This window comes from Tenacibaculum sp. XPcli2-G (genome assembly GCF_024124505.1).
In the GTDB taxonomy this organism is placed as follows: domain Bacteria; phylum Bacteroidota; class Bacteroidia; order Flavobacteriales; family Flavobacteriaceae; genus Polaribacter; species Polaribacter mesophilus.
Genome location: NZ_JAMXSH010000003.1, coordinates 422,466 through 444,716, shown reverse-complemented (window position 1 = coordinate 444,716; position 22,251 = coordinate 422,466). Strand labels below are relative to the sequence as shown.

Below are 22,251 nucleotides of genomic sequence, written 5' to 3'. Positions count from 1 at the left end.
TTTTAAAATATAGTCTTTGAGGGGTTGATTATATTTTAAAAAAACTCTGGTCTTATTAAGACCAGAGTTTTTAAGTGTTTATTATAATGTAATGTTTTCTTGATTTTTAATAATATCTTCCATAGTTTCCCGCTTCCTAATCAAATAATCTTTTCCTTTGTAAATCATAACTTCTGCAGGTCTAAATCTTGAATTATAATTAGAAGCCATAGAGAAACAATAAGCACCTGCATTATGGAAACATAATATATCGTCTTCAGATATTTCATTGATTCTTCTATTAGATCCAAAGGTGTCATTTTCACAAATATATCCAACAATACTATAAAAACGCTCTCTTCCTTTAGGATTAGATAAGTTTTCTATATAGTGATAAGAGTTGTAAAACATAGGACGAATTAAGTGATTTAAACCACTATCAATACCTGCAAAAACAGTTGAAGTTGTTTGTTTAATAACATTTACTTTTGCTAAAAAATATCCAGCTTCACTAACTAAAAACTTTCCAGGCTCAAACATTAAGGTAACTTCCTTTCCGTAGTTTTTACAAAATTCATTAAATCGGTTAGATAGCTTTTTACCTAGTTCATTTATATCAGTTGAAATATCGTCTTTTTTGTAAGGAACCTTAAATCCACTACCAAAATCAATAAAATCAATATCTTTAAATTGTTTTGCCGTATCAAATAAAATTTCGGTAGCTCTTAAAAAAGTATCAATATCTAAAATATCAGAACCAGTATGCATATGTATTCCATTAATGTGCATTCCAGTATTTTCAACAACTCTTTTTATATGAGGTACTTGATGAATTGAAATTCCAAACTTAGAATCAATATGTCCTACTGATATTTTGCTATTACCACCAGCCATTACATGCGGATTGATACGAATACAAACAGGGGTTTTAGGATGCTTTTGCCCAAATAATTCTAAAATTGATAAGTTATCAATATTAATTTGAACACCTAATTTAGCAACTTCTTCTATTTCTTGTAGAGAAACTCCGTTAGGCGTATATATAATTTCATGAGGCTCAAACCCTGCTAATAAACCAAGTTTAACCTCTTGAATAGAAACCGTATCTAAACCACTGTTAAGCTTATTAAAAACCTTTAAAATATTAATGTTTGATAATGCTTTAACAGCGTAATTAATTTTTACATTTTTAACTTTAGAAAAAGCAGATGTTATTTTTTTATACTGAGATATAATTTTTTCAGTGTCGTAAACATACAAAGGTGATTGATATTTGTCAGCTAGCTTTAAAAGGTCTTGTCTATTCATTTACTTTAATATTTACAGGCAAAAGTATAGAGGTGAATGATTACAAAAAATAAAATGAAAGAAATTCACAAATTTGTGTTTTTTTGTGAAATTAGGGGTTTTACGTCTAGGCAAAAGGGTATTTTCCTATAATATAATCTTTTAAAAAGAATCATATTTGCCATGAAATAAAATTAAGGGGATTTATTTCAAACAGAATGATATTTTTTAAGGGGTAAAAATATCATAAAAAAACTCTAGCGAAAGCTAGAGTTTTTGATTTTATAAAAGATAGTATAAGATTACTTAAATTTTACCGCAACTTTTTGTGCAATTCCAACAATTACTTCACTAGCTTTTACTATACTTTCAGCAGGAACATATTCATAACGTCCATGGAAGTTATGTCCGCCAGCAAAAATGTTAGGACATGGTAACCCTTTATATGATAATTGAGAACCATCAGTACCACCACGAATAGGCTTAATTAATGGAGTAATTCCCATATCTTTCATCACCTCTTCAGCAATATCAACAATGTGCATTACAGGAGTAACTTTTTCTTTCATGTTAAAATATTGATCTTTAATTTCAACAGAAACTAATTTTTGTCCACGCTTAGCGTTTAAAACTTCAGCCAAATCAAGCATTGCTTTTTTACGGTTGCTGAATTGATCCATATCATGATCTCTAATAATATAGCTCAATGTTGTTTGCTCAACTTTACCCTCCATATGATGTAAGTGGAAGAAACCTTCATAACCTGTTGTTTTTTCAGGAACTTCATCTTCAGGCAATGCATTGATAAATTCACTAGCAATAAGCATTGAGTTAATCATTTTACCTTTTGCATACCCAGGATGTACAATTTTACCTTGAATAGTAACTGTAGCGCTAGCAGCATTAAAGTTTTCGTATTCTAACTCACCAATTTGACTTCCATCCATGGTGTAAGCCCACTCAGCTCCAAATTTCTCAACATCAAACATATGAGCACCTTTACCAACTTCTTCATCAGGAGTAAAGCAAATACGAATTTTACCATGTTTAATTTCTGGGTGTTGAATTAAGTATTCCATTGCAGAAACAATTTCAGTAACCCCAGCTTTATCATCAGCACCTAATAATGTAGTACCGTCAGTAGTAATAATAGTTTGACCTTTATATTGTAATAAATCTTCAAAATAATCAGGAGATAAAACGATATTCTCTTCTTTGTTTAATAAGATATCTTTTCCGTCGTAATTCTCATGAATTTGAGGTTTTACATTAGCTCCAGTAAAATCTGGACTTGTATCAATATGAGCAACAAACCCAATAGTAGGTACTTCATAATCTAAATTACTAGGTAAAGTTGCCATTAAATAACAATTTTCATCTAATTCAACATCTGCCATTCCTATTTCCTTTAGTTCTTTTTCAAGAACTTTAGCTAAATTCCATTGTTTTTCAGTACTAGGAAATGCTGGGTTATTAGGATCACTTTCAGTATCAATAGTTACATACTTTACAAATCGGTCGATTATATGTTGTTTGTTCATCGTAGTATTTTTAAAGCATCAAAAATAGCCATTTCAAATGTATTTTGTCAATTGAAATAGGATGAAATTTTTAAGAACTTTTCTTTTTAAAATAGGCAATCAATAAATCGACAACATAACTATATGATTGAATCCCTTTTGATTGATTATTAGCTTTGAGGTAAGAGTTGTACCCTTTCTTTAAATAAGGTTCAATAGGGTTTTTAAACTGTTTCCAATGTAAATAAGTAGCCTTGTAGTCTTTATAAACACCTTTGTTTACTGTCTTAGCAATTTCTTTACCTAATGCTTTATCTCTTTTGTAAACTTGACCAATACAATAGTTATAAGCCATACGGTATCCAGAGTACTTAAAATACAAGTCTTTATTAGCTATGGAGGCTAAAAAACTCACAAAATTGGCATCATTTTCAGCTGCCCAACCAATTTGATGCGCCATTTCATGACAGGTGGTTGCTGGATAACCCGTTTTAGGAATCATATTATTTACTTGTGCTTCTCCTGTTATTGGATTTAAATACCCTGATGTTCCATTGTATGATTGAAATAAACTAACTAATGAGCTTTTAATCGAGGAAGTTTGATAAGTAAGTTGGGGATATGTTTTCGAAAGTTCCTGAAACCCGTTAGGAGCTAACTTATAAATTTCTCTTTGAGAATATGGAACCATTACAGGGATTGAATCATTTTTTGTTATTTGTAAATGGACTTTGTTTAGCTCTGTTATAATCTGTTTAGTTGTTGAAATTAGTTCTTCAGTAGTGTAGGAGGATTGTTTTAGCTCAAGATTTTTAGCTAACGGCTCTCTAAAATAATTTAATCCCCAAAAAGCATAAAAACAAAAATAAATAATAGATAAAATTGCAATAAATTTTACTAACTTAGGAAGGAAGTTTTGAAACCTTTTTTTAATTAAAAAATAGATAGATTTTAATAAAAGATACAATAAAACAAAACCAATTATATCCCCAACAGAAAAAGGAATCCAACCTAGAATAATTCGAAAGAATTGTGAAATATACGGGTAAATTCCATTACTATAATAAAATTCAATCCACTGTGGTTTTTGGCTTATAAAAAGCACAAAAATTACTTGAATAGGCAGAAATAAAGCAACAAAAAAATATTTTTTTAGGTTATGCATGCTACCAAAAATAAGAAAGTTGTAACGTTATCAACAAGTTAATAACAGTTTATTTACAAAAAATGTGCATAAAGAAAATTGAATAATATCTCTACTAATATCATCTTAAAAATTTACTTTTGCTATTATGGAAAGAACCCAATCTCTCAAAGGAACAAAAATAGATAAAGCTAGAATTATAAGCTTAGAAAAAGGAAAGTTACCACCGCAGGCTTTAGAGTTAGAAGAGGCTGTTTTGGGGGCTATGATGATTGATAAAAAAGGGATTGATGAAGTAATTGATATTTTGCATCCTGATGCTTTTTATGATAAAAGGCACCAAGAAATTTATGCTGCTATTTACGAGCTTTTCCAAAACTCAGAACCAATTGATTTACTTTCTGTATCTAATCAATTAAAGAAAAATGGAAAGTTAGATTTAGCAGGAGGAGATTTTTACTTAATTGGGTTAACTCAAAAAGTAGCCTCATCTGCACATATTGAATTTCACTCTAGAATTATTCTAGAAAAGTTTATTCAACGTAAACTAATTACCATTTCTTCAGAAATTATTGAAAATGCATATGATGAAACTGTTGATGTTTTTGATTTGTTAGATGATGCCGAAGGAAAATTATTTGAAGTAACGCAAGGAAACCTTAAAAAAGGAGCTGAAAGAGCTGACTCTTTAGTTCAGCAATCGATTAATAAGATTCAAGAAATTTCAACCAAAGAAGGAATGAGTGGTTTGGCTACAGGATTTACCAAACTAGATGCATTAACCTCGGGTTGGCAACCTACCGATTTAATCATTATTGCAGCACGTCCTGGTATGGGTAAAACGGCTTTCGTAATATCGATGGCGAAAAATATGGCAATCGATTTCGGACATCCAGTAGCATTATTCTCGCTGGAGATGTCCTCGGTACAGTTAATTACTCGTATGATTTCTTCAGAAACAGGGTTGACTTCTGAAAAATTACGTAAAGGAAACTTAGAACCTCATGAATGGGAGCAATTGAATGTAAAAGTAAAAAAGCTTTCAGATGCCCCTATTTTTATTGATGATACACCTGCATTATCCATTTTTGATTTACGTGCAAAAGCACGTCGTTTAGTATCACAACACGGAGTTAAAATCTTAATTATTGATTACTTACAGTTAATGACAGCAGGTGGAGCAGGAGGTAACCGTGAACAAGAAATTTCGACGATTTCGCGTAACTTAAAAGCACTAGGTAAAGAATTGAATGTACCTGTAATTGCACTTTCTCAGTTATCGCGTGCGGTTGAAACGCGTGGAGGAAGTAAACGTCCGTTACTATCCGATCTTCGTGAATCTGGAGCAATTGAGCAGGATGCCGATATTGTATCGTTTATTTATCGTCCTGAATACTATGGAATGACAGAGTGGGATGACGACGATCACTCACCGTGTGAAGGACAAGGAGAATTTATTGTAGCAAAACACCGTAATGGTGGATTGGATAATATCCGTTTGAAATTTACAGGACACTTAGCAAAATTCTCAGATTTAGAAGAAGGCTTTAGTAGTGAATTCCAATCAAGCATGAACTCAGGATTTAACGATGAAGTAGCATCTAGTAATTTTACTTCACCTGAAGACGCTTTTGGTCCAAGTGACGATGATGTTCCGTTTTAATCTTTAAATAAAACTTAAAATATAACTGAATACACAATTGCTTAAAAGTAATTGTGTATTTTAGTTTTTAATATGAAACAATTTCTTTACATACTAACATTTTTCCTTTTTTCAAACTCACTATGGGCATCCTTTATTTATGTACCTATGAGTAACGAAAATCAAAAGAATCATTTAAAAGCATATGGTATTGTGTATTATGCTTTGCAAAATGGTTTGAAAGCTAAATGGTTATTAAATTATGATGGAGGTGCTTTTTTAATTGAAAATAATGAAGCGGTAGAAAAAGAATGTAAAATACGAGGTGTTTCCTATCAAATAATTTCAGATGCTAAATCAGCATTAATCTTAGAAGAAATTTCTTCGCCTTCTAAAAATCAAGAAGCAGTTACGTTGGAAAAAGCACCTAAAATAGCAGTATATTCTCCAAAAGATAAAATGCCTTGGGATGATGCCGTAACTATGGTACTGACGTATGCCGAAATTCCTTTTGATGTAGTATATGATGAAGAAGTATTAAATGATAAACTATTGTTGTACGAATGGTTACACTTACACCATGAAGATTTTACAGGACAATATGGACGTTTTTATGGAGCTTTTAGAACAGCGCCTTGGTACATTCAACAAAAGAAAGATGCAGAAGCCTTAGCCAAGAAACTAGGATACAATAAAGTGTCAGAAGAAAAAGGAGCTGTAGCCAAGAAAATACGTGATTATGTAGTAAGTGGTGGATTTATGTTTGCGATGTGTTCTGCGACCGATAGTTTTGATATTGCGCTGGCTGCTGATGGCGTAGATATTTGTGAAGGAATGTTTGATGGAGATGCCTCAGAACCTAATTATCAATCAAAAATAAATTTTAATAAAACCTTTGCTTTTAAAGATTTTGAATTGATTCGTAATCCTACTACATATGAGTTTTCTTCAATAGATATGACTCGTAAACGAAGAATAAGAAAAGAAGTAGATTACTTTGTTTTAAAAGAGTTTTCTGCAAAATGGGATCAAGTACCGACCATGTTAACCCAAAATCACACCATGTTAGTGAAAGGTTTTATGGGACAAACAACATCGTTTGATCCTAATACTATAAAATCTACAGTTATTGTTTTAGGAGGAAATAAAACCAATGGAGAAGGACGCTATATTCACGGAACTAAAGGAAAAGGAATGTTTACCTTTTACGGAGGCCACGATCCTGAAGATTATCAGCATAGAGTAGGAGATCCTAAAACAGAATTAGATTTACACCCAACCTCACCAGGATATCGTTTAATATTAAACAATGTATTATTTCCTGCCGCTAAAAAGAAAAAACAGAAAACATAACTGATATATGTAATTATCTGTTTTTTAGTGTGTTATGTTGTTTTTTTTAGTTAAGCCTTGTACCTATTTAATACTGCTTAATGTATTGATAAACAACGTTTAAGGTTTTTTTAAAGTGATTCGTTTGTTATTTATATAATTTAGTAAGAGTAAAATCAAAACTCGTTTTGTAATGTATTGAATGGTTTGTGATTAGCGCGCAACTTCATGTTTCATTCTTTAGTTTAATAGTTTGATCACCTGTTAAATAGTTTTGGTTTTTAGGCGTATACTGAAAAGCCTAAATAGAGTAGGTAAAAACTAAACTTAAAACTAAATTATCATGGCAACAAAACTTACAGAACCATCTAATGGTGTCGTAAAAGAACAAGTTGGAGCAAATATGGAAACTCCAACTAACGGAATGTATAATACCCTTTGTCAATCATTAAACTTAAGTGACAAAAGCTTTCAAATGATACAAGGTGTATTACCAGTTCAAAGTTCAGCGTCAGAACTATATAATTATTTTGATGGTGTTCCCCCAAAATCTGTAGGAGTATTGTATGAAGGTAACCCTTTAAATACTTTAAGCGGTAATTACGCTACAATGCTAAGTAAAACAGAAGATACAGGTACATTCTTGTATAAAATAGCAATGAGTAATTATACAAACTCTAACAATTGGATTGGAGGCAACATGGGAACTAACCCTATATACATTCCAGCCTTTGAAGAGTTAAAATTACAAGTTGAAAAAGGTTCTTCAGCAACAATTCATTTTGATTCTCAAACGTCTAATGATGATATTCAAAACTCATGGGCACAAAGCAACGGTTCTTCAGGAGTTGGTTTCTGGGGAAAGAAGTCTAATAGTGTTTCAAAGTCATTAAATGAAAAAGCTTCTGCAAGTAGAATTACTGTAGATATGGATTTTAATAAGTATGCTTTCCTAGCTGTTAGAGCAGGAGGATGGTTTTTCTCTGGTTATTTTACAGATATGTACCAAAATCCTGATCAATTTCAAAATCAAGATGATTGGAATAATTTATTTGGTCCATCTGGTTCTTTACAAAGAGTAACCAACCAAGCTTTACTTGTTTCTGGTTACACAATTACTGTAAAATCTTGGGCAACTTATAGTCAATCTGATTTTGAAGAAATTCAAAAAAGTACAGAGACCAATGTATGGCCATTCTATACATCAGGATCATCATCAAAAGCTACATCTAGCTATAAATTTAATGATGATAAAACGATTTCTGTAACAATTACATCTGCGCCAGGAGATTTACAAATTTTTGGTATGGGAGTAATTCCAACAGATAGAGCTGTAACAGGTGGTAGTACAAACCATGTTTTAAAAGCACCTTCAAGATTAATTTAATCTTATAGTTAAGAGAGCACATGATTTTCATGTGCTCTACTTAACCTTTTACATAAATTTATTATAATTAACTTAAAATAATGAATAATGAAGTCCCCCAAGAGTTTTAATTATTTAGTATTAAATGAACTGGCAGAGTTATTTAACGCACAATTAAGTAATTTTACATTCTATGCATTTTTACCAAATTTACCCACAAACGAAGCTGATTTTTCAGTTTTAATAGATACTATTCCAGTAGGAACAGAGTTTTTTGATAGCGCCCTTCCACTAAATTATTTTAGTAAGGTGTATGGGAGAATTTTAAATGCTCAAATAAACCAACCTTTAGCGATTCAAATAGGATTGAATGATTATAATAACGCAACAAACTGGATAGTCCCATATACAATACCAAAGTATACACCTAGTTTAAATACTTTTAAAGGAGCAATAGGAAACTCTTCACAGTCAAAAATTATTGTAAAATCAAACGAACAAGTTATACGCATTCCTGTTTACCCAGAATTTCCTGTTTTAGTTGTAAATACCTCGTTAGATAATTTTACCAATGAAGTGGCAAAATCAGTTGTAACTGTAACCATAGCTTTTAGTGAATCTACTACACAGAAAATTAACTTTGGAAATTGGTTTTCATCTGCTGCTTTTTTATACGCATATCAGACTCCAAGCAATTGGGATGACTCTGTAATATCTTGGGATGAAGTTTTTAACCCCAAAACAGGAATATTAAAAAACATTAACTCATATATATCTGCTGTTTCAGATATGACAATAAAAATTCATATTTCTGGAACATATACAGAAGAAACAGTAAGCTTATTAACATCTATTCCAGAACAAGTAATATTCCCTTTTTATCAGCAAATAAATGGAGCTATAACAGAGTACACTTTAGGAATTGACAAAAGCTTAACAATAACGTTAAAAGTTCCTAAAAATAACGAATACTATCTTTTTGGAGTTCAATATCAAAATGTAGAAGAATTGTTAACTTAATACTTAAAGATTAAGAAGGACTTATGGTCTTTTACCGTTACTAGAATCTAAAAGTATCAAAAAAACATGGTTTTCTTGTTTTTTGTAATTGTTAGTTTATCAAATAAATAAGTTTTTTAAATCACGTAAATAAAGAGTTCAATAACGATTCATTTAGAACGGGAAAATTAAACGAAAAAGAAAACTTAATTTAGATGAACCCTTTTTCTTTTTACTTAAATAAAAAAGTAATTGCTCATTTTTACATAATCAATTACATTTGTGGGTATAAAACAAAACAATAATGCCAACAACACAACAATTACAAGATTTTACACAACAAGTTCGTAGAGATATTGTACGAATGGTACATGCTGTAAATTCAGGTCATCCAGGAGGTTCTTTAGGGTGTGCTGAATTTTTAACCTGTTTGTATCAGGAAATTATGGATTATTCTACCGATTTTTCTATGGACGGTAAAAATGAAGATTTATTTTTCTTGTCAAACGGACATATTTCACCAGTATATTACAGTGTACTAGCTCACAGTGGGTTTTTCCCTGTAGCTGAGTTGGCAACCTTTAGAAAGTTAGACTCTCGTTTGCAAGGTCACCCAACTACGCACGAAAATTTACCAGGTATTCGTATTGCTTCAGGTTCTTTAGGACAAGGTATGAGTGTTGCTATTGGTACTGCTGAAGCAAAAAAGTTAAATGGAGATGATAAAATTGTATATTCATTACATGGTGATGGAGAGTTACAAGAAGGTCAGATTTGGGAAGCAGCTATGTATGCTTCTGCTAAAAAGGTTGATAACTTAATTTCTACCGTAGATGTAAATGAAAAGCAAATTGATGGATCTACTGATGAAGTTTTAGCCATGGGAAGCTTAAAAGCTAAATTTGAAGCTTTTGGTTGGGATGTTGTAGAAATTGCAGAAGGAAATAATGTAGAAGCTATTTTAGCAGGAATGGCAGAAGCAAAATCACGTACAGGAAACGGAAAGCCAGTTTGTGTATTATTACGTACTGAAATGGGGAATGGAGTTGATTTTATGATGCATACCCACGCGTGGCATGGTAAAGCACCTAATGATGAACAGTTAGAGGTTGCTTTAGCTCAAAACCCAGAAACTTTAGGAGATTACTAAAATAAAGAGTAGTTAAATATTTTAAGCGCCATTACAACTTTGTAATGGCGTTTTTATTTTATGAAAAACTTTACAAAAAGAAGTAAGTAAAACCGTAAATTTACGTCTGTAATCATATAAAATAACCAAATAGATACAGATGAAAATAGGAATTGTATGTTATCCTACCTTTGGAGGAAGTGGAGTAGTAGCAACCGAATTAGGAATGGCATTAGCAGATAAGGGTCACGAGGTACATTTTATAACGTACAATCAGCCTGTTCGATTAGATTTCTTTTCTCATCGTTTGCATTTCCACGAAGTTGTTTTAGAAGAGTACCCTTTATTTCAATATCAACCTTATGAATTAGCTTTATCAAGTAAAATGGTGGAAGTAGTTCAAAAATATGAACTTGAAGTGTTACACGTACATTATGCTATTCCGCATGCCTATGCTGCTTACATGGCAAAAAAAATGCTTGAAGATAAAGGAATTGACATAAAAGTAGTAACAACATTGCATGGTACAGATATTACTTTGGTAGGAAGCCATCCAACCTACAAAACCGCAGTAGAATTTAGTATAAATAAATCAGATGAAGTTACCGCAGTGTCTAAAAGTTTAAAGGAAGATACTCTTAGGTTATTTAATATTGATAAAGATATTAAAGTGGTGTACAATTTTATTGATGGAGAAAAATATGATAGAGCTCATGAGGGAGAGTGTAAAAGAGAAGCGCTAGCTAAACCGGAGGAAAAAATCCTAACACATATAAGTAACTTTAGGCCTGTAAAGCGTACTGATGATGTAATTCGAATTTTTAATAGGGTTCAAGAAGAAGTTCCATCAAAATTATTAATGGTTGGTGATGGCCCTGAGCGTTTAAAAGCTGAGAACTTAGCTAAAGAGTTAGAAATCGAAGACAAAGTGCTTTTTATGGGGAATAGTACAGAAGTAGCAAAAATATTATGTTATACCGATGTGTTTTTATTACCATCTGAAACGGAAAGCTTCGGGTTAGCAGCTTTAGAAGCCATGGCTGCAAGCACAGTAGTTATATCCACAAATACAGGAGGTTTGCCAGAAGTTAATATTCATGGTGTAACAGGCTTTTTAAGTAAATTAGGTGATATTGAAGGTATGGCTAATAATGCTATTAATATTTTAAAAGATGATAAAGCTTTGAATGAGTTTAAAGAAAATGCAAAAGAACATATTAAGCTATTTTCACTAAATAATATTCTCCCAGCTTATGAGAGACTTTATAAAAAATGTTCAGTAGAAGCATAAAAAAAGGAGAGTTATCAACTCTCCTTTTTTTAATTAAAAACTATCACTATTTAATTTTTTCTAGTTCTTTTACTAATATAGCATCATTTAATATAATGTCTCTTTGAGATTTTAATAAATTAGTTGTAGAGTTTGGTAAATGTTCTTCAGAGTTAATTACTTCATTATATTCTTCAAGTGAAGCTTTTTCACCTCTTAAAGCCTCTTCTAATATAGCTTCTTCACTTTCATTTGAGAAAAAAGCTTTGGTATTCATCCAAGCCCTGTGTGCTGTTCCTGTTAAACTACCTCCTTTTTCAGGAGATTGACCAAAAGATTTTATTTCTGATTTTAACTGTTTACCAAACATTTCACGTTCATTGGCTTTACGAACAAAAAGATTTGTTAATGTTTCACTATTTACATTTTCTGCAGCTGTTTTATACCCTTTTGCAGCATCATAATTTTTTTCTAATAATCCGTTTAACTTATTTGATACTTCTTCTGTGTAACTATACATATATTTTAAGTTTTTTAAATTAATGAGTAATTTTTTATTGATGTTTACCCAAATACCATCAAGTTAGAACACCGCCCTCTTTTTTGAGAAAAAGAACCAATTAAAATAATGGTACTAATTCCTAAGCTTACATAAGTATTGTTATTATTTTGAGAGTTAAACTCAAAAATGTTAAATAATATGTAATCTAAAGTGTTAAGATTTTTTATAAAAATCCTAGCTTATTAATATGATATCAGTAAGAATAAACAGTGTTTATCATTATTCTATTCATAATATTTTAAGTCATAAATGTGTAAATAAAAACGCTTAATATTTTTATGACTAATTAATTACATTACAAAATTAATATTTACTTGAAATGCTGTTTAGCTCATATCTTTTCTTTTTTTGCTCATATACAAAACTCTTGTTAAAATCAAATGTTTGTAGAAAAGATAGAATACATTAAGCAAAAAAATGTAATTTTATATCATTAAAAGAATGTGTTATTGGTATAGCGTCTTAAACATATTAGAAATAGTTTAGCAAGGACAAAAAGATTATAGATATTATGATTAGCTTGATGAAAAGAAGTAGAAAATAAGTTTTAAGTATTGATAGCAGTTTTGTAGAAAAAATTAAAATTATCCAAAATAAAATTTTAAAAAAAATAGATAAGTAAAACTAAAAAAGAGCTAAAAAAATGATTAAAGAAAAATATAAATGTTCTTTTGAAAAAATAAAAAACCTGGACACAAAAGTGCCTATAAATTTAGTATTAAGTGGAGGAGCCGAAAAAGGTGTAGCTCATATTGCTTTATTAGAAAAGTTAGAAGAGTTAAATATTAAAATTAATTCAATTTCAGCTTGTAGCGCTGGTTCATTGGTAGGAGCAATGTATGCTTCTGGAATGAAACCAAAAGAAATATTAAACTTTTTTAAAAATACTGAAATATTTCAGTTTTCTTGGATAACAATTGCTAAACCAGGAATTTTTAATTCATCCAATTATGCAAGATTAATTGACGATAAAATAAAACCAACCTTTGAAGATCTAGAAATACCTTTAATAGTTTCTACAACTAATTTAAATAAAGGAACTACAGAGTACTTTAATGAAGGAAGTTTACTAAAACCTGTTTTAGCATCATGTGCATTACCAGGTTTATTCAATCCTGTAAAAATTGGAGATGCACTTTATTCTGATGGTGGAATTATAGATAACTTTCCTACAACTCCCTTTAAACAGTCAGAATATCCAATAGTGGGAAGTTATGTAGTATATCCTTCTGAAAAAACAAGTGAGGAACTAAATACCACTTTGAAAGTTCTAGCACATACATCTAAACTTTTAATGCTATCATCTGAAGAATATAAGTTTTTTGAAACTTATGCTACTATTTGTTTTCCTTTAGGTGAGTTTAGCGGTTTTAGCACTAAAGAAGTAGATTCAATATATGAAACAGCAAAAAAGTACATAGATAAAAAACTAGAAGAAAGAATAAATTAATTTCAAACATTTTCTTTTTTAGAAGCTATTCTCTGTACCTTTAAATTTGTAATGTAAGGTGTACTCATAAGGTAATTTATATCTATAATTTCTGATTTTTTATTTAACCACATATTTTTAAAAATTTCAGGAATTTGTATGGGCATTACCTGATAAAGATTATTAAAGTCATTAAGTTTTCCAATTAGTTTGGTGTTAATAACTGAACATGTATAAAAGCCATCGTTGGTAATGTTATATAAACCCGCTAAATAAAAGGGTTCTTGATTGTCTTTTTCTACTAAATAATTCTCTACAACTCCATTAATAACTTTATGAATATAAAAACCAGTTACGATAAATAAACACCTTCGTAAATAAAGAGCTTCTTTAAAAAGTATATTATTTTTAATATCTTCCTTATTTATATGTAGTGTTTGTTTTATATGTTGAAACTTATTCCAATTATCTCCATAATTTTGAGGAAGTAGCCCCCAAATGGCTTGCATAATTTGATTAGGATTTTCCATATTAATTATACAAACTGTTTGTTCTTTTAAACCATTAATTTTTCTTTTAGGTTTATGTAAATAAGGATACTTAAAAGGGAGTTTTGTAAAGGTTTCAATACGTTCTATACTTGCTATGTTTGATAGCTTATAAATCATAAAGCTACTGTTGATTATTAAAAATAAAAATGAGAGTAATACCTATTAATAAACAAGAAAGTATAATATAAAAGGCTATTCTAGTTATTTTATTGTTTTGAAAAATATAATTTTTATGCTTAGAGTCAGGATTCTCTTTAATTATTTTAAAATCTTCATTACTTTTTTTCATACTTATTAATTATTTATATTTTGTTTGTTGCAAAACTATATTGTTAAAAGAGTCAATCTTTGTTCTTTAGAAATAGATATTGACTCATTTCATATTAAGTTAAGCGTAACAATTAACAAGAGATTATATTTTAGTTTGTTAACTAATAAAGTTAGTTTGAAGTCTGTTAAATTTAATGAGTATATTTTTTATATGAGTTAAGAACAAAACTAAATGAGTAAATGTAAAACAAGCTATCTAGTTAATTTTGTAACTGTACAAAAGATGTACTTTATAAACACTAATTTAAAATTTTAATAATATGTTACGTTGGACAGTCACTTTTATAATAATAGCAATCATAGCCGGTATTTTAGGATTTGGAGGAATAGCAGGAGCAGCTGCAGGGTTTGCTAAAATAGCATTCTTTATTTTTATAATTTTATTTATTATATCCTTATTTACAGGTAAAAGAAAAGTCTAAAAAAATAAAGAATAGAGTATTAAAAAGCGTGAGTTTTCACGCTTTTTTTATTTATTAATAAGTTTTATTTATTAAGTGAGCAAAAAACAAAATTAAATGAGCAAAACACGTAAGTAAACCTACGTTAATTTTGTAACAGATATTACAAATCGTTGTTTCATAGCGAAAATGTATAGGAATATATAAAATATATTTCAGGTGTTAAAAAGTACACATCTCAAATAAAGTTACTTGTAATTTTAAAATAGATTAAAATGAAAAAAATAATAATGGGATTATTGCTTACAGGAAGTATTACCTCTTTAAACGCGCAAACGGAAGTAATAAAAACGACTGAAGTAAAAAAAGCAAAAAAGATTAATGAAAAAGGTTTGATTTATGATACAAAAGTAAAAGTAGTAACAAAAAAAGAAAAACAAACTAAGTTTAATCCCAATCAAAAGAATAAACTTAATCAAGATGTAGTAGAGTCTCCAATCACAGTAGATAAAACCATTATGGTAGATAATGATTCTGATATTTTTTATGACTCAAAAGCAAAAGTAAAATATTTTAAGTATAAAGGTAATAAGTATGACTTTTTAATTGATCAAAATAATTTACTAATCACATATAAGCTTAATAATGAAGATATAACATCAGCAAGAGCTATAAAATCTATTAATAATAACTTTTATGTAGTAGAAGGTAAGGATTTTAATGGCGTAGGTTATTTTAATAAATATGGTGATTTTATTATTGAATATAAAAATCAAGAATCTAATAACTTGGAACAAGCCATTTTTGAAACCTTTAAAATGTAATTTATAAAACTAGTAAGTGATAATTTCATCCTTTTTTTATCACTAAAAGGTTAAAATGAAATGAGCAAAGATTCGTATTAAATAAGCAAACTTAGGCTTAAGTTCTTAAGTAGTTTTGTAACATAATTAATTATTAACAAAAAACACACACAGTAAAATGAATTATTTAAACATACAAACAGAAAAAGTATTACCAGTAGCAAAAGAATTAAACCAATTATTGGCTGAATATCACATATACTATCAAAAGTTAAGAAATTTTCATTGGAATATTGTGGGGAAAAACTTTTTTGAACTACATGAAAAATTTGAAGAAATGTATAGTGATGCTAGAGTTAAAATAGATGAGATCGCAGAACGTATTTTAACTTTACAGTATCATCCAATTAGTAGATATAGTAAGTATTTAAAAATAGCAAATATATCAGAAGAAAGTCCTTTTCAAACAGATAGTGATATGATTTATATTTTATTAGATGATCATAAAACATTATTAAAGCAAATGGCAAATGTGATAAAAAAAGCGGAAGAAGCAGAAGATGAGGGAACGATAGATTTAATGGGAGGATATATTGCTTCTTTAGAAAAAACAAGTTGGATGTTGAACGCTTGGAGCAAAAGTACCGTAGAGCAATTAAATGAGGATATTGTATTGTCATAAAATTATTGTTGAATTTATCTAATAACTAAAAACAAAAACTACTTTCTCCTACATGAATTTTAGCAGCACCATAGCCAAATTAAAAGAATCTGTTCAATTATACTGGAATGAGTTTATAAACCAAATTCCAAAAATAATTATAGCTATTCTTATAGTGGCTGTAGGTATTATTATTGCTAATCTTATATCAAATTTTTTTAGAAAAACAATTTCTAAGAAAACAAATGATCCTTTAATGACTAATTTTTTAGCCAAAACAATAAAAATTAGTTTCAGTATTTTGGTAATTATGCTTGCTTTAAAGATAGCAGGTTTAGGAGGCATTGCTGCTGGATTGTTAACTGCAGCTGGAGCCTCAGCTATAATTTTTGGATTTGCTTTTAAAGATGTAGGAGAGAATTTTATCTCAGGAGTAATATTATCCTTTAATCGCCCTTTCGATGTTAATGATACAGTAATGATTGGAGATATTTTTGGTAAAGTAAAAATGATGGAATTTAGATTTACCAAATTAAAAACATTCGATGGAAGAGATGTATACATTCCCAATAGTGACATTGTAAAGAAAGCTGTATATAACTATACTGAAGATGGTTTTTACCGTTCAGACTTTGTGGTTGGGATTGATTATGATGATGACATAGATACAGCAAAAAAAGTAATCATAAATGCGGTAGTTAATACTTTAGGAGTTATTGATACAGATGAACATCAATGTTTTGTTACGGTAGACGGTTTAGGAGTAAGTACTGTAAATTTAAAAGTTATTTTTTGGACCAAAACTAAAGAATACAAACGAGGCGCACTCGAAGTTAAAAGTGATGTAATTAAAAACGTAAAAAACGTGATAATAAAAAACGGGCTAAACATGCCTGCAGATATTACAGAAATAAAACTATACGGTTCACAAGACAGTATTCCAATTACAGTAACAAAATAAAAAAAGCAACTTACGGGGTTGCTTTTTTTTTATGAATTATAATAACTAAGACTCTCCCTAATTAAACCATCAGAAGCTTTACTGTTTATTTTAAAATCTTCATAATCGTTAAGAAGCACAAAGTTAATTTCTCCTCCTATATTCTTTTTATCATGTTTCATCAATTCAAGAATAGGCTGAAAGTCTTCTTCTACTAATGCTACTTTACCATAAATTTTAATAATAGCATCTTTTATTTCAGAGACTTTATCTTCAGGAAAATCTAATACTTTTGATGATAAGTAAGCTTCACAAACCATTCCAATGGCAATAGCTTCACCATGTGTTAGAGCTTCCTTTTTCGGGTTCTCTAAAAAATAAGACTCTACACCATGCCCAATAGTATGTCCCCAGTTTAAAACCTTACGAATACCTTGTTCTTTAGGATCTTCCAAAACAACTTCATTCTTAATTTCTATAGAACGATGAATCAAATCAACAATATTAAGTTTATCGTTATCTTTAATTTCGTTAAATAACTTGATATCGTGGGTCATTCCATACTTAATAATTTCCGCAGTACCAGAACGAATTTCTCTGGGAGTTACGGTGTGTAAGTATTCAGGATCAATAATAATTAACTCTGGATTAGCAAATACACCAATCTGGTTTTTTAATACACCTAAATCAACACCTGTTTTTCCGCCAACAGAAGCATCTACCATGCTTAATAAGGTTGTAGGAATATTCACAAAATCAATTCCACGTTTAAATGTAGATGCAACAAAACCACCTAAATCAGTAATCACACCACCACCTAAGGTAATTAATAAGCTTTTTCTATCAGCTCCTAATTCAGTCATTACATTCCAAACTCCCATACAAGTTTCTATGTTTTTATGAACTTCACCAGCATCAATTTGAATGACTTCAATAGGTTTATCTGTAGCAAATAACTGAATGAATCGAGGATAGCAACAATCTAAAGTGTTGTCATCCACTAAAATAAAAACTGAAGAATAGTTTCTTTCAGAAACTAAATAGGTTAATTCATTATAGCCTTTTTCTTCAAAATGAATAGGGTATGTTGCTGCATTAATTGTGGTCATAATAACAAAAAAATATAAGGCGAAATTAAATAGAAAAAATTAAAATATATCAGTCTACTCAATTATATTTGTCTCAATAAATAAAGAAATAATATTACCTCGATAATGAGACTTTTTGATAATACAGAAACTGCTTTTAAATTAAAATCTGACTCAGAGTTAGAACGTGCATATTTTTTGTTTAAAATGATTCAGAGCCAACCAATGGTTCGAATAGGTACAGCGGTAACAAACTTTGCTTTAAAAGCACACTTACCAGTTGAAGGATTAATCCGTTCAACAGTTTTTGATCATTTTTGTGGAGGAGTAAGTGAAGATGATTGCTTACCTAATATCGAAAAAATGTACGAACAAGGTAATGTACACAGTGTTTTAGATTATTCAGTAGAAGGGAAGGAAGATGAAGCCCAGTTTGATGATGCTTTAAAAATGACGTTGAAAACAATCAATTTTGCTGAAGAAAAGCAATCTATTCCTTATGCAGTTTTTAAACCTACAGGTTTCGGACGTTTCGCTTTATATCAAAAATTAACTGAAGGAAAAGAGTTTACTTCAGAAGAAAAAGTAGAGTGGGATAGAGTTGTAGAGCGTTTTCATACCGTGTGTAAGGCTGCAAAAGAAAAAGATGTTCCATTACTAATTGATGCAGAAGAAAGCTGGATGCAAGATGCTGCAGATGATTTAATTGAGGAGTTAATGGAAATTTACAATAAAGAAAAAGCCATTGTTTTTAATACGCTACAAATGTATCGTCATGATCGTATGGAATATCTACGAAAGCTACACCAAAGAGCTCACCAAAAGGGATATCATATTGGAATGAAAGTTGTTCGTGGAGCTTATATGGAAAAAGAGCGTGAAAGAGCTAAAGAAAATGGTTACGAGTCTCCTATCTGTGTGGACAAACAAGCAACAGATGACAATTATAATGAAGCAGTTCGGTATATGATGGACCATAAAAATATGGCAATTTTTGCAGGAACTCACAATGAAGAAAGTTCATATTTATTAATGGATTTAGCTAAAGAACATAATATTGCTAAAGATGATAAACGTATGTGGTTTGGTCAATTATATGGTATGAGTGATCATATTAGTTTCAATTTAGCCAAAGAAGGATATAATGTAGCGAAGTATGTTCCATTTGGACCTGTTCGTGATGTGATGCCATACCTAATTCGAAGAGCAGAAGAAAACACTTCAGTAGCTGGGCAAACTTCCAGAGAATTGAATTTACTTAAAACTGAAAAAGCACGTAGAAAGCTTTAATGAATACAGTTGATGAAATAAAAGAAGCTATCTATAAAAATAAAAAAAGATTAGCAAAAGAGCTTCAAGAAAGCAGAGAGCTTATATTTCTTGTTAGAAAATCACTAACAACTTCATTAACAGACGAAGAAAAGGCAAAAGTAAAAGAACAAACACTTGATATTTGTAAAGCAATTCCTGCCTTTACAGTGTTTATGCTACCAGGAGGAGCATTACTTTTGCCTTTACTTATAAAATTAATTCCTGATATTTTACCTAGTGCTTTTAGAGAAGATGATGAAGAGCTAGAAAATAGAAAGTTAAAATAGCACAAAAATTATCTATTACTCCCTTTTTAGGCATTAATTAAAGCTACAAAATTCCTTTAAATGAAAGTAGAAATAGTAGTATATTGTTATAAAAAAGTACTTTTTGTAAAGCTTTAAATAAAATATTACGAATTCATAAATAAAATTTCGTTAATCGTAAACAATAAAACACTACTTTTGCAGCTTCAAAATAAGCACGAATGCAATCAATAAGAAACATTGCTATTATAGCACACGTTGACCACGGTAAGACAACCTTGGTAGACAAAATTATAGATCAAGCCAAAATTTTAGATGAACGTAAAGAGCGTACTGATTTATTATTAGATAATAACGACTTAGAACGTGAACGTGGTATTACCATTTTATCTAAAAATGTATCCGTAAACTACAAAGGGGTGAAGATTAATGTAATTGATACTCCTGGTCACGCCGATTTTGGTGGAGAAGTAGAACGTGTACTAAAAATGGCAGATGGAGTTTTATTATTGGTTGATGCTTTTGAAGGACCAATGCCTCAAACACGTTTCGTATTAGGAAAAGCTATTGAATTAGGGTTAACTCCTATTGTAGTAGTAAACAAAGTAGATAAAGAAAACTGTACACCAGACTTAGTACATGAAAAAGTATTTGATTTAATGTTTGCTTTAGAAGCAAATGAAGATCAATTAGACTTTACAACTATTTACGGTTCAGCCAAAAATGGATGGATGAGTACAGATTGGCAAAAACCAACAGAAGATATTGTTCCTTTGTTAGATGCTGTTTTAGAAACAATTCCAGAAGCACCATATCGTGAAGGATCTCCTCAAATGCAAATTACATCGTTAGATTATTCTTCATTTAAAGGAAGAATAGCTATTGGACGTGTTTACCGTGGAGATTTAGAAAAGAACAAAGACTACATGCTTTGTAAAGCAGATGGAAGTACGAAAAAAGTCCGTATTAAAGAATTACACGTTTTTGAAGGAATGGGTAAGGCTGAAGCAGAAAAAGTTCGTAGTGGAGATATTTGTGCAGTAACAGGTTTAGATGATTTTGAAATTGGTGATACGATTGCCGATGTAGATAATCCAGAAGCTTTACCAAGAATTGAAGTAGATCAACCTACTATGAGTATGTTATTTACTATTAACAACTCTCCATTCTTTGGTAAAGAAGGTAAGTTTGTAACGTCTCGTCACTTACGTGATCGCTTATTTAAAGAGATGGAGAAAAACTTAGCGTTACGTGTTGATGAAACAGATACAGAGGATAAGTTTAACGTTTTCGGACGTGGAGTATTACACTTATCAGTATTAATTGAAACGATGCGTCGTGAAGGATACGAATTACAAGTAGGTCGTCCTCAAGTAATTTTAAAAGAGATTGACGGAGTTAAGTGTGAACCATACGAAACATTATCAATTGATGTTCCTGAAGATGTAGCTTCTAAAGCAATTAACTTAGTTTCTTTACGTAAAGGAGACTTATTAGTAATGGAGCCAAAAGGAGATTTACAACATTTAGAATTTACCATTCCATCAAGAGGATTAATTGGTTTACGTAATAAAATATTAACAGCAACAGCTGGTCAAGCAATTATAAACCACCGATTCAGCGAATATGGACCTTATAAAGGAGAGTTTGCAGAAGAGTTAAAAGGTGCTATTGTTTCTTCTGAAACAGGAAAAGCAACTGCTTATGCAATTGACCGTTTACAAGATAGAGGACGTTTCTTTATTGATCCAAACCAAGAGATTTACAAAGGTCAGGTGGTAGGTGAAAATGCCAAGGCAGATGATATGGCAGTTAACCTAATTAAAGGAAAGAAGTTAACTAACGTACGTGCTTCAGGTTCAGATGACGGCGTGAAAATTGCTCCAAAAATTGATTTCTCATTAGAAGAATGTATGGAGTATATTAGACCAGATGAGTATTTAGAAGTTACCCCAGAAAGTTTACGTATGCGAAAAATTAACTTTGTAAAGTAATATTACACGCTTAGATAAAACCAAAAACCACCTGAATTACAGGTGGTTTTATTTTTTTTGAAAAAATACTTGCATAATTCAATTTTTATTTCAAATATTTGTAACAACAAAAACGAAGAAATGAATTTTATTCAATTACATCATCATCATTTTCATACTTGCACTCAGGCGAGCTGAAAATGTATTGAATAAAATCAAGATATATTTTAAACCCGTTTGAGTAAATCAAACGGGTTTTTATTTTCAA

20 protein-coding genes are annotated in these 22,251 nt (G+C 30.3%); 14 read left to right on the top strand and 6 right to left on the bottom strand.

What is annotated here, in order from left to right; genetic code table 11:
• Nucleotides 1–81: 81 nt before the first annotated feature.
• The 3 genes from lysA to NH341_RS09835 all read right to left on the bottom strand — a co-directional run bounded on the left by lysA (nucleotide 82) and on the right by NH341_RS09835 (nucleotide 3,951).
• Complete coding sequence (gene lysA / locus NH341_RS09845) at nucleotides 82–1,287, bottom strand: diaminopimelate decarboxylase (protein ID WP_253056676.1); 1,206 nt, start codon at nucleotides 1,285–1,287, stop codon at nucleotides 82–84.
• 281 nt (nucleotides 1,288–1,568) lie between these two features.
• Nucleotides 1,569–2,807: a peptidase T gene (pepT, locus tag NH341_RS09840; protein WP_253056674.1), complete on the bottom strand. Its 1,239-nt coding sequence runs from the start codon at nucleotides 2,805–2,807 to the stop codon at nucleotides 1,569–1,571.
• Between the two features lie 70 nt (nucleotides 2,808–2,877).
• On the bottom strand, nucleotides 2,878–3,951 hold the full coding sequence (locus tag NH341_RS09835; RefSeq protein WP_253056672.1) for a DUF3810 domain-containing protein: 1,074 nt from the start codon (nucleotides 3,949–3,951) through the stop codon (nucleotides 2,878–2,880).
• Nucleotides 3,952–4,078: 127 nt separating this feature from the next.
• On the opposite strand from NH341_RS09835, the gene dnaB reads away from it, so the two are divergent.
• The 6 genes from dnaB to bshA all read left to right on the top strand — a co-directional run bounded on the left by dnaB (nucleotide 4,079) and on the right by bshA (nucleotide 11,689).
• Entirely contained in the window at nucleotides 4,079–5,593 is a 1,515-nt protein-coding gene (gene dnaB, locus NH341_RS09830) for a replicative DNA helicase (protein ID WP_159616194.1), read from the top strand.
• 147 nt (nucleotides 5,594–5,740) lie between these two features.
• Entirely contained in the window at nucleotides 5,741–6,925 is a 1,185-nt protein-coding gene (locus NH341_RS09825; protein ID WP_159616198.1) for an asparagine synthetase B, read from the top strand.
• 322 nt (nucleotides 6,926–7,247) lie between these two features.
• Complete coding sequence (locus NH341_RS09820) at nucleotides 7,248–8,291, top strand: hypothetical protein (protein ID WP_073184125.1); 1,044 nt, start codon at nucleotides 7,248–7,250, stop codon at nucleotides 8,289–8,291.
• 87 nt (nucleotides 8,292–8,378) lie between these two features.
• Entirely contained in the window at nucleotides 8,379–9,290 is a 912-nt protein-coding gene (locus NH341_RS09815) for a hypothetical protein (RefSeq protein WP_253056670.1), read from the top strand.
• A 283-nt stretch (nucleotides 9,291–9,573) separates the two neighbouring features.
• Nucleotides 9,574–10,419 (top strand): transketolase, encoded by an 846-nt coding sequence (locus tag NH341_RS09810; RefSeq protein WP_253056668.1) that lies wholly within the window; start codon nucleotides 9,574–9,576, stop codon nucleotides 10,417–10,419.
• 139 nt (nucleotides 10,420–10,558) lie between these two features.
• A complete protein-coding gene (gene bshA, locus NH341_RS09805) occupies nucleotides 10,559–11,689 on the top strand; it encodes an N-acetyl-alpha-D-glucosaminyl L-malate synthase BshA (protein WP_073184117.1) in 1,131 nt (376 codons plus the stop codon).
• Nucleotides 11,690–11,735: 46 nt separating this feature from the next.
• Here the strand turns inward: bshA and NH341_RS09800 are convergent, their stop codons facing one another.
• Nucleotides 11,736–12,188 carry a PA2169 family four-helix-bundle protein gene (locus NH341_RS09800; protein WP_047788877.1) on the bottom strand — a complete coding sequence of 151 codons (453 nt, stop codon included), beginning with the start codon at nucleotides 12,186–12,188 and terminating at the stop codon, nucleotides 11,736–11,738.
• Between the two features lie 685 nt (nucleotides 12,189–12,873).
• Between NH341_RS09800 and NH341_RS09795 the strand changes: the two genes are divergently transcribed.
• The gene (locus tag NH341_RS09795; protein ID WP_053056662.1) at nucleotides 12,874–13,680 is read left to right on the top strand and encodes a patatin-like phospholipase family protein; all 807 of its coding nucleotides are present in this window, start codon (nucleotides 12,874–12,876) and stop codon (nucleotides 13,678–13,680) included.
• Nucleotides 13,681–13,682: 2 nt separating this feature from the next.
• Here NH341_RS09795 and NH341_RS09790 read toward each other — a convergent pair whose 3' ends face one another.
• On the bottom strand, nucleotides 13,683–14,327 hold the full coding sequence (locus NH341_RS09790; protein ID WP_047788876.1) for an SOS response-associated peptidase family protein: 645 nt from the start codon (nucleotides 14,325–14,327) through the stop codon (nucleotides 13,683–13,685).
• Between the two features lie 473 nt (nucleotides 14,328–14,800).
• Between NH341_RS09790 and NH341_RS09785 the strand changes: the two genes are divergently transcribed.
• The 4 genes from NH341_RS09785 (at nucleotide 14,801) to NH341_RS09770 (ending at nucleotide 17,366) form a co-directional block, all read left to right on the top strand.
• Nucleotides 14,801–14,962 carry a DUF1328 family protein gene (locus tag NH341_RS09785; protein WP_047788875.1) on the top strand — a complete coding sequence of 54 codons (162 nt, stop codon included), beginning with the start codon at nucleotides 14,801–14,803 and terminating at the stop codon, nucleotides 14,960–14,962.
• Nucleotides 14,963–15,216: 254 nt separating this feature from the next.
• A complete protein-coding gene (locus NH341_RS09780) occupies nucleotides 15,217–15,765 on the top strand; it encodes a hypothetical protein (protein WP_125064368.1) in 549 nt (182 codons plus the stop codon).
• A gap of 157 nt (nucleotides 15,766–15,922) precedes the next feature.
• Nucleotides 15,923–16,426, top strand: coding sequence for a Dps family protein (locus NH341_RS09775; RefSeq protein WP_047788873.1), 504 nt, complete (start codon nucleotides 15,923–15,925; stop codon nucleotides 16,424–16,426).
• Nucleotides 16,427–16,478: 52 nt separating this feature from the next.
• Nucleotides 16,479–17,366: a mechanosensitive ion channel family protein gene (locus NH341_RS09770; RefSeq protein WP_047788872.1), complete on the top strand. Its 888-nt coding sequence runs from the start codon at nucleotides 16,479–16,481 to the stop codon at nucleotides 17,364–17,366.
• Between the two features lie 29 nt (nucleotides 17,367–17,395).
• Here NH341_RS09770 and aroB read toward each other — a convergent pair whose 3' ends face one another.
• Nucleotides 17,396–18,454 carry a 3-dehydroquinate synthase gene (gene aroB / locus NH341_RS09765; RefSeq protein ID WP_253056666.1) on the bottom strand — a complete coding sequence of 353 codons (1,059 nt, stop codon included), beginning with the start codon at nucleotides 18,452–18,454 and terminating at the stop codon, nucleotides 17,396–17,398.
• Between the two features lie 102 nt (nucleotides 18,455–18,556).
• On the opposite strand from aroB, the gene NH341_RS09760 reads away from it, so the two are divergent.
• The 3 genes from NH341_RS09760 (at nucleotide 18,557) to typA (ending at nucleotide 22,004) form a co-directional block, all read left to right on the top strand.
• Entirely contained in the window at nucleotides 18,557–19,723 is a 1,167-nt protein-coding gene (locus NH341_RS09760) for a proline dehydrogenase family protein (RefSeq protein ID WP_047788870.1), read from the top strand.
• Nucleotides 19,723–20,031, top strand: coding sequence for an LETM1 domain-containing protein (locus NH341_RS09755; protein ID WP_047788869.1), 309 nt, complete (start codon nucleotides 19,723–19,725; stop codon nucleotides 20,029–20,031). The genes NH341_RS09760 and NH341_RS09755 overlap by 1 nt, the downstream gene beginning before the upstream one ends.
• A gap of 200 nt (nucleotides 20,032–20,231) precedes the next feature.
• The gene (gene typA / locus NH341_RS09750; protein ID WP_073184109.1) at nucleotides 20,232–22,004 is read left to right on the top strand and encodes a translational GTPase TypA; all 1,773 of its coding nucleotides are present in this window, start codon (nucleotides 20,232–20,234) and stop codon (nucleotides 22,002–22,004) included.
• Nucleotides 22,005–22,251: the final 247 nt, after the last annotated feature.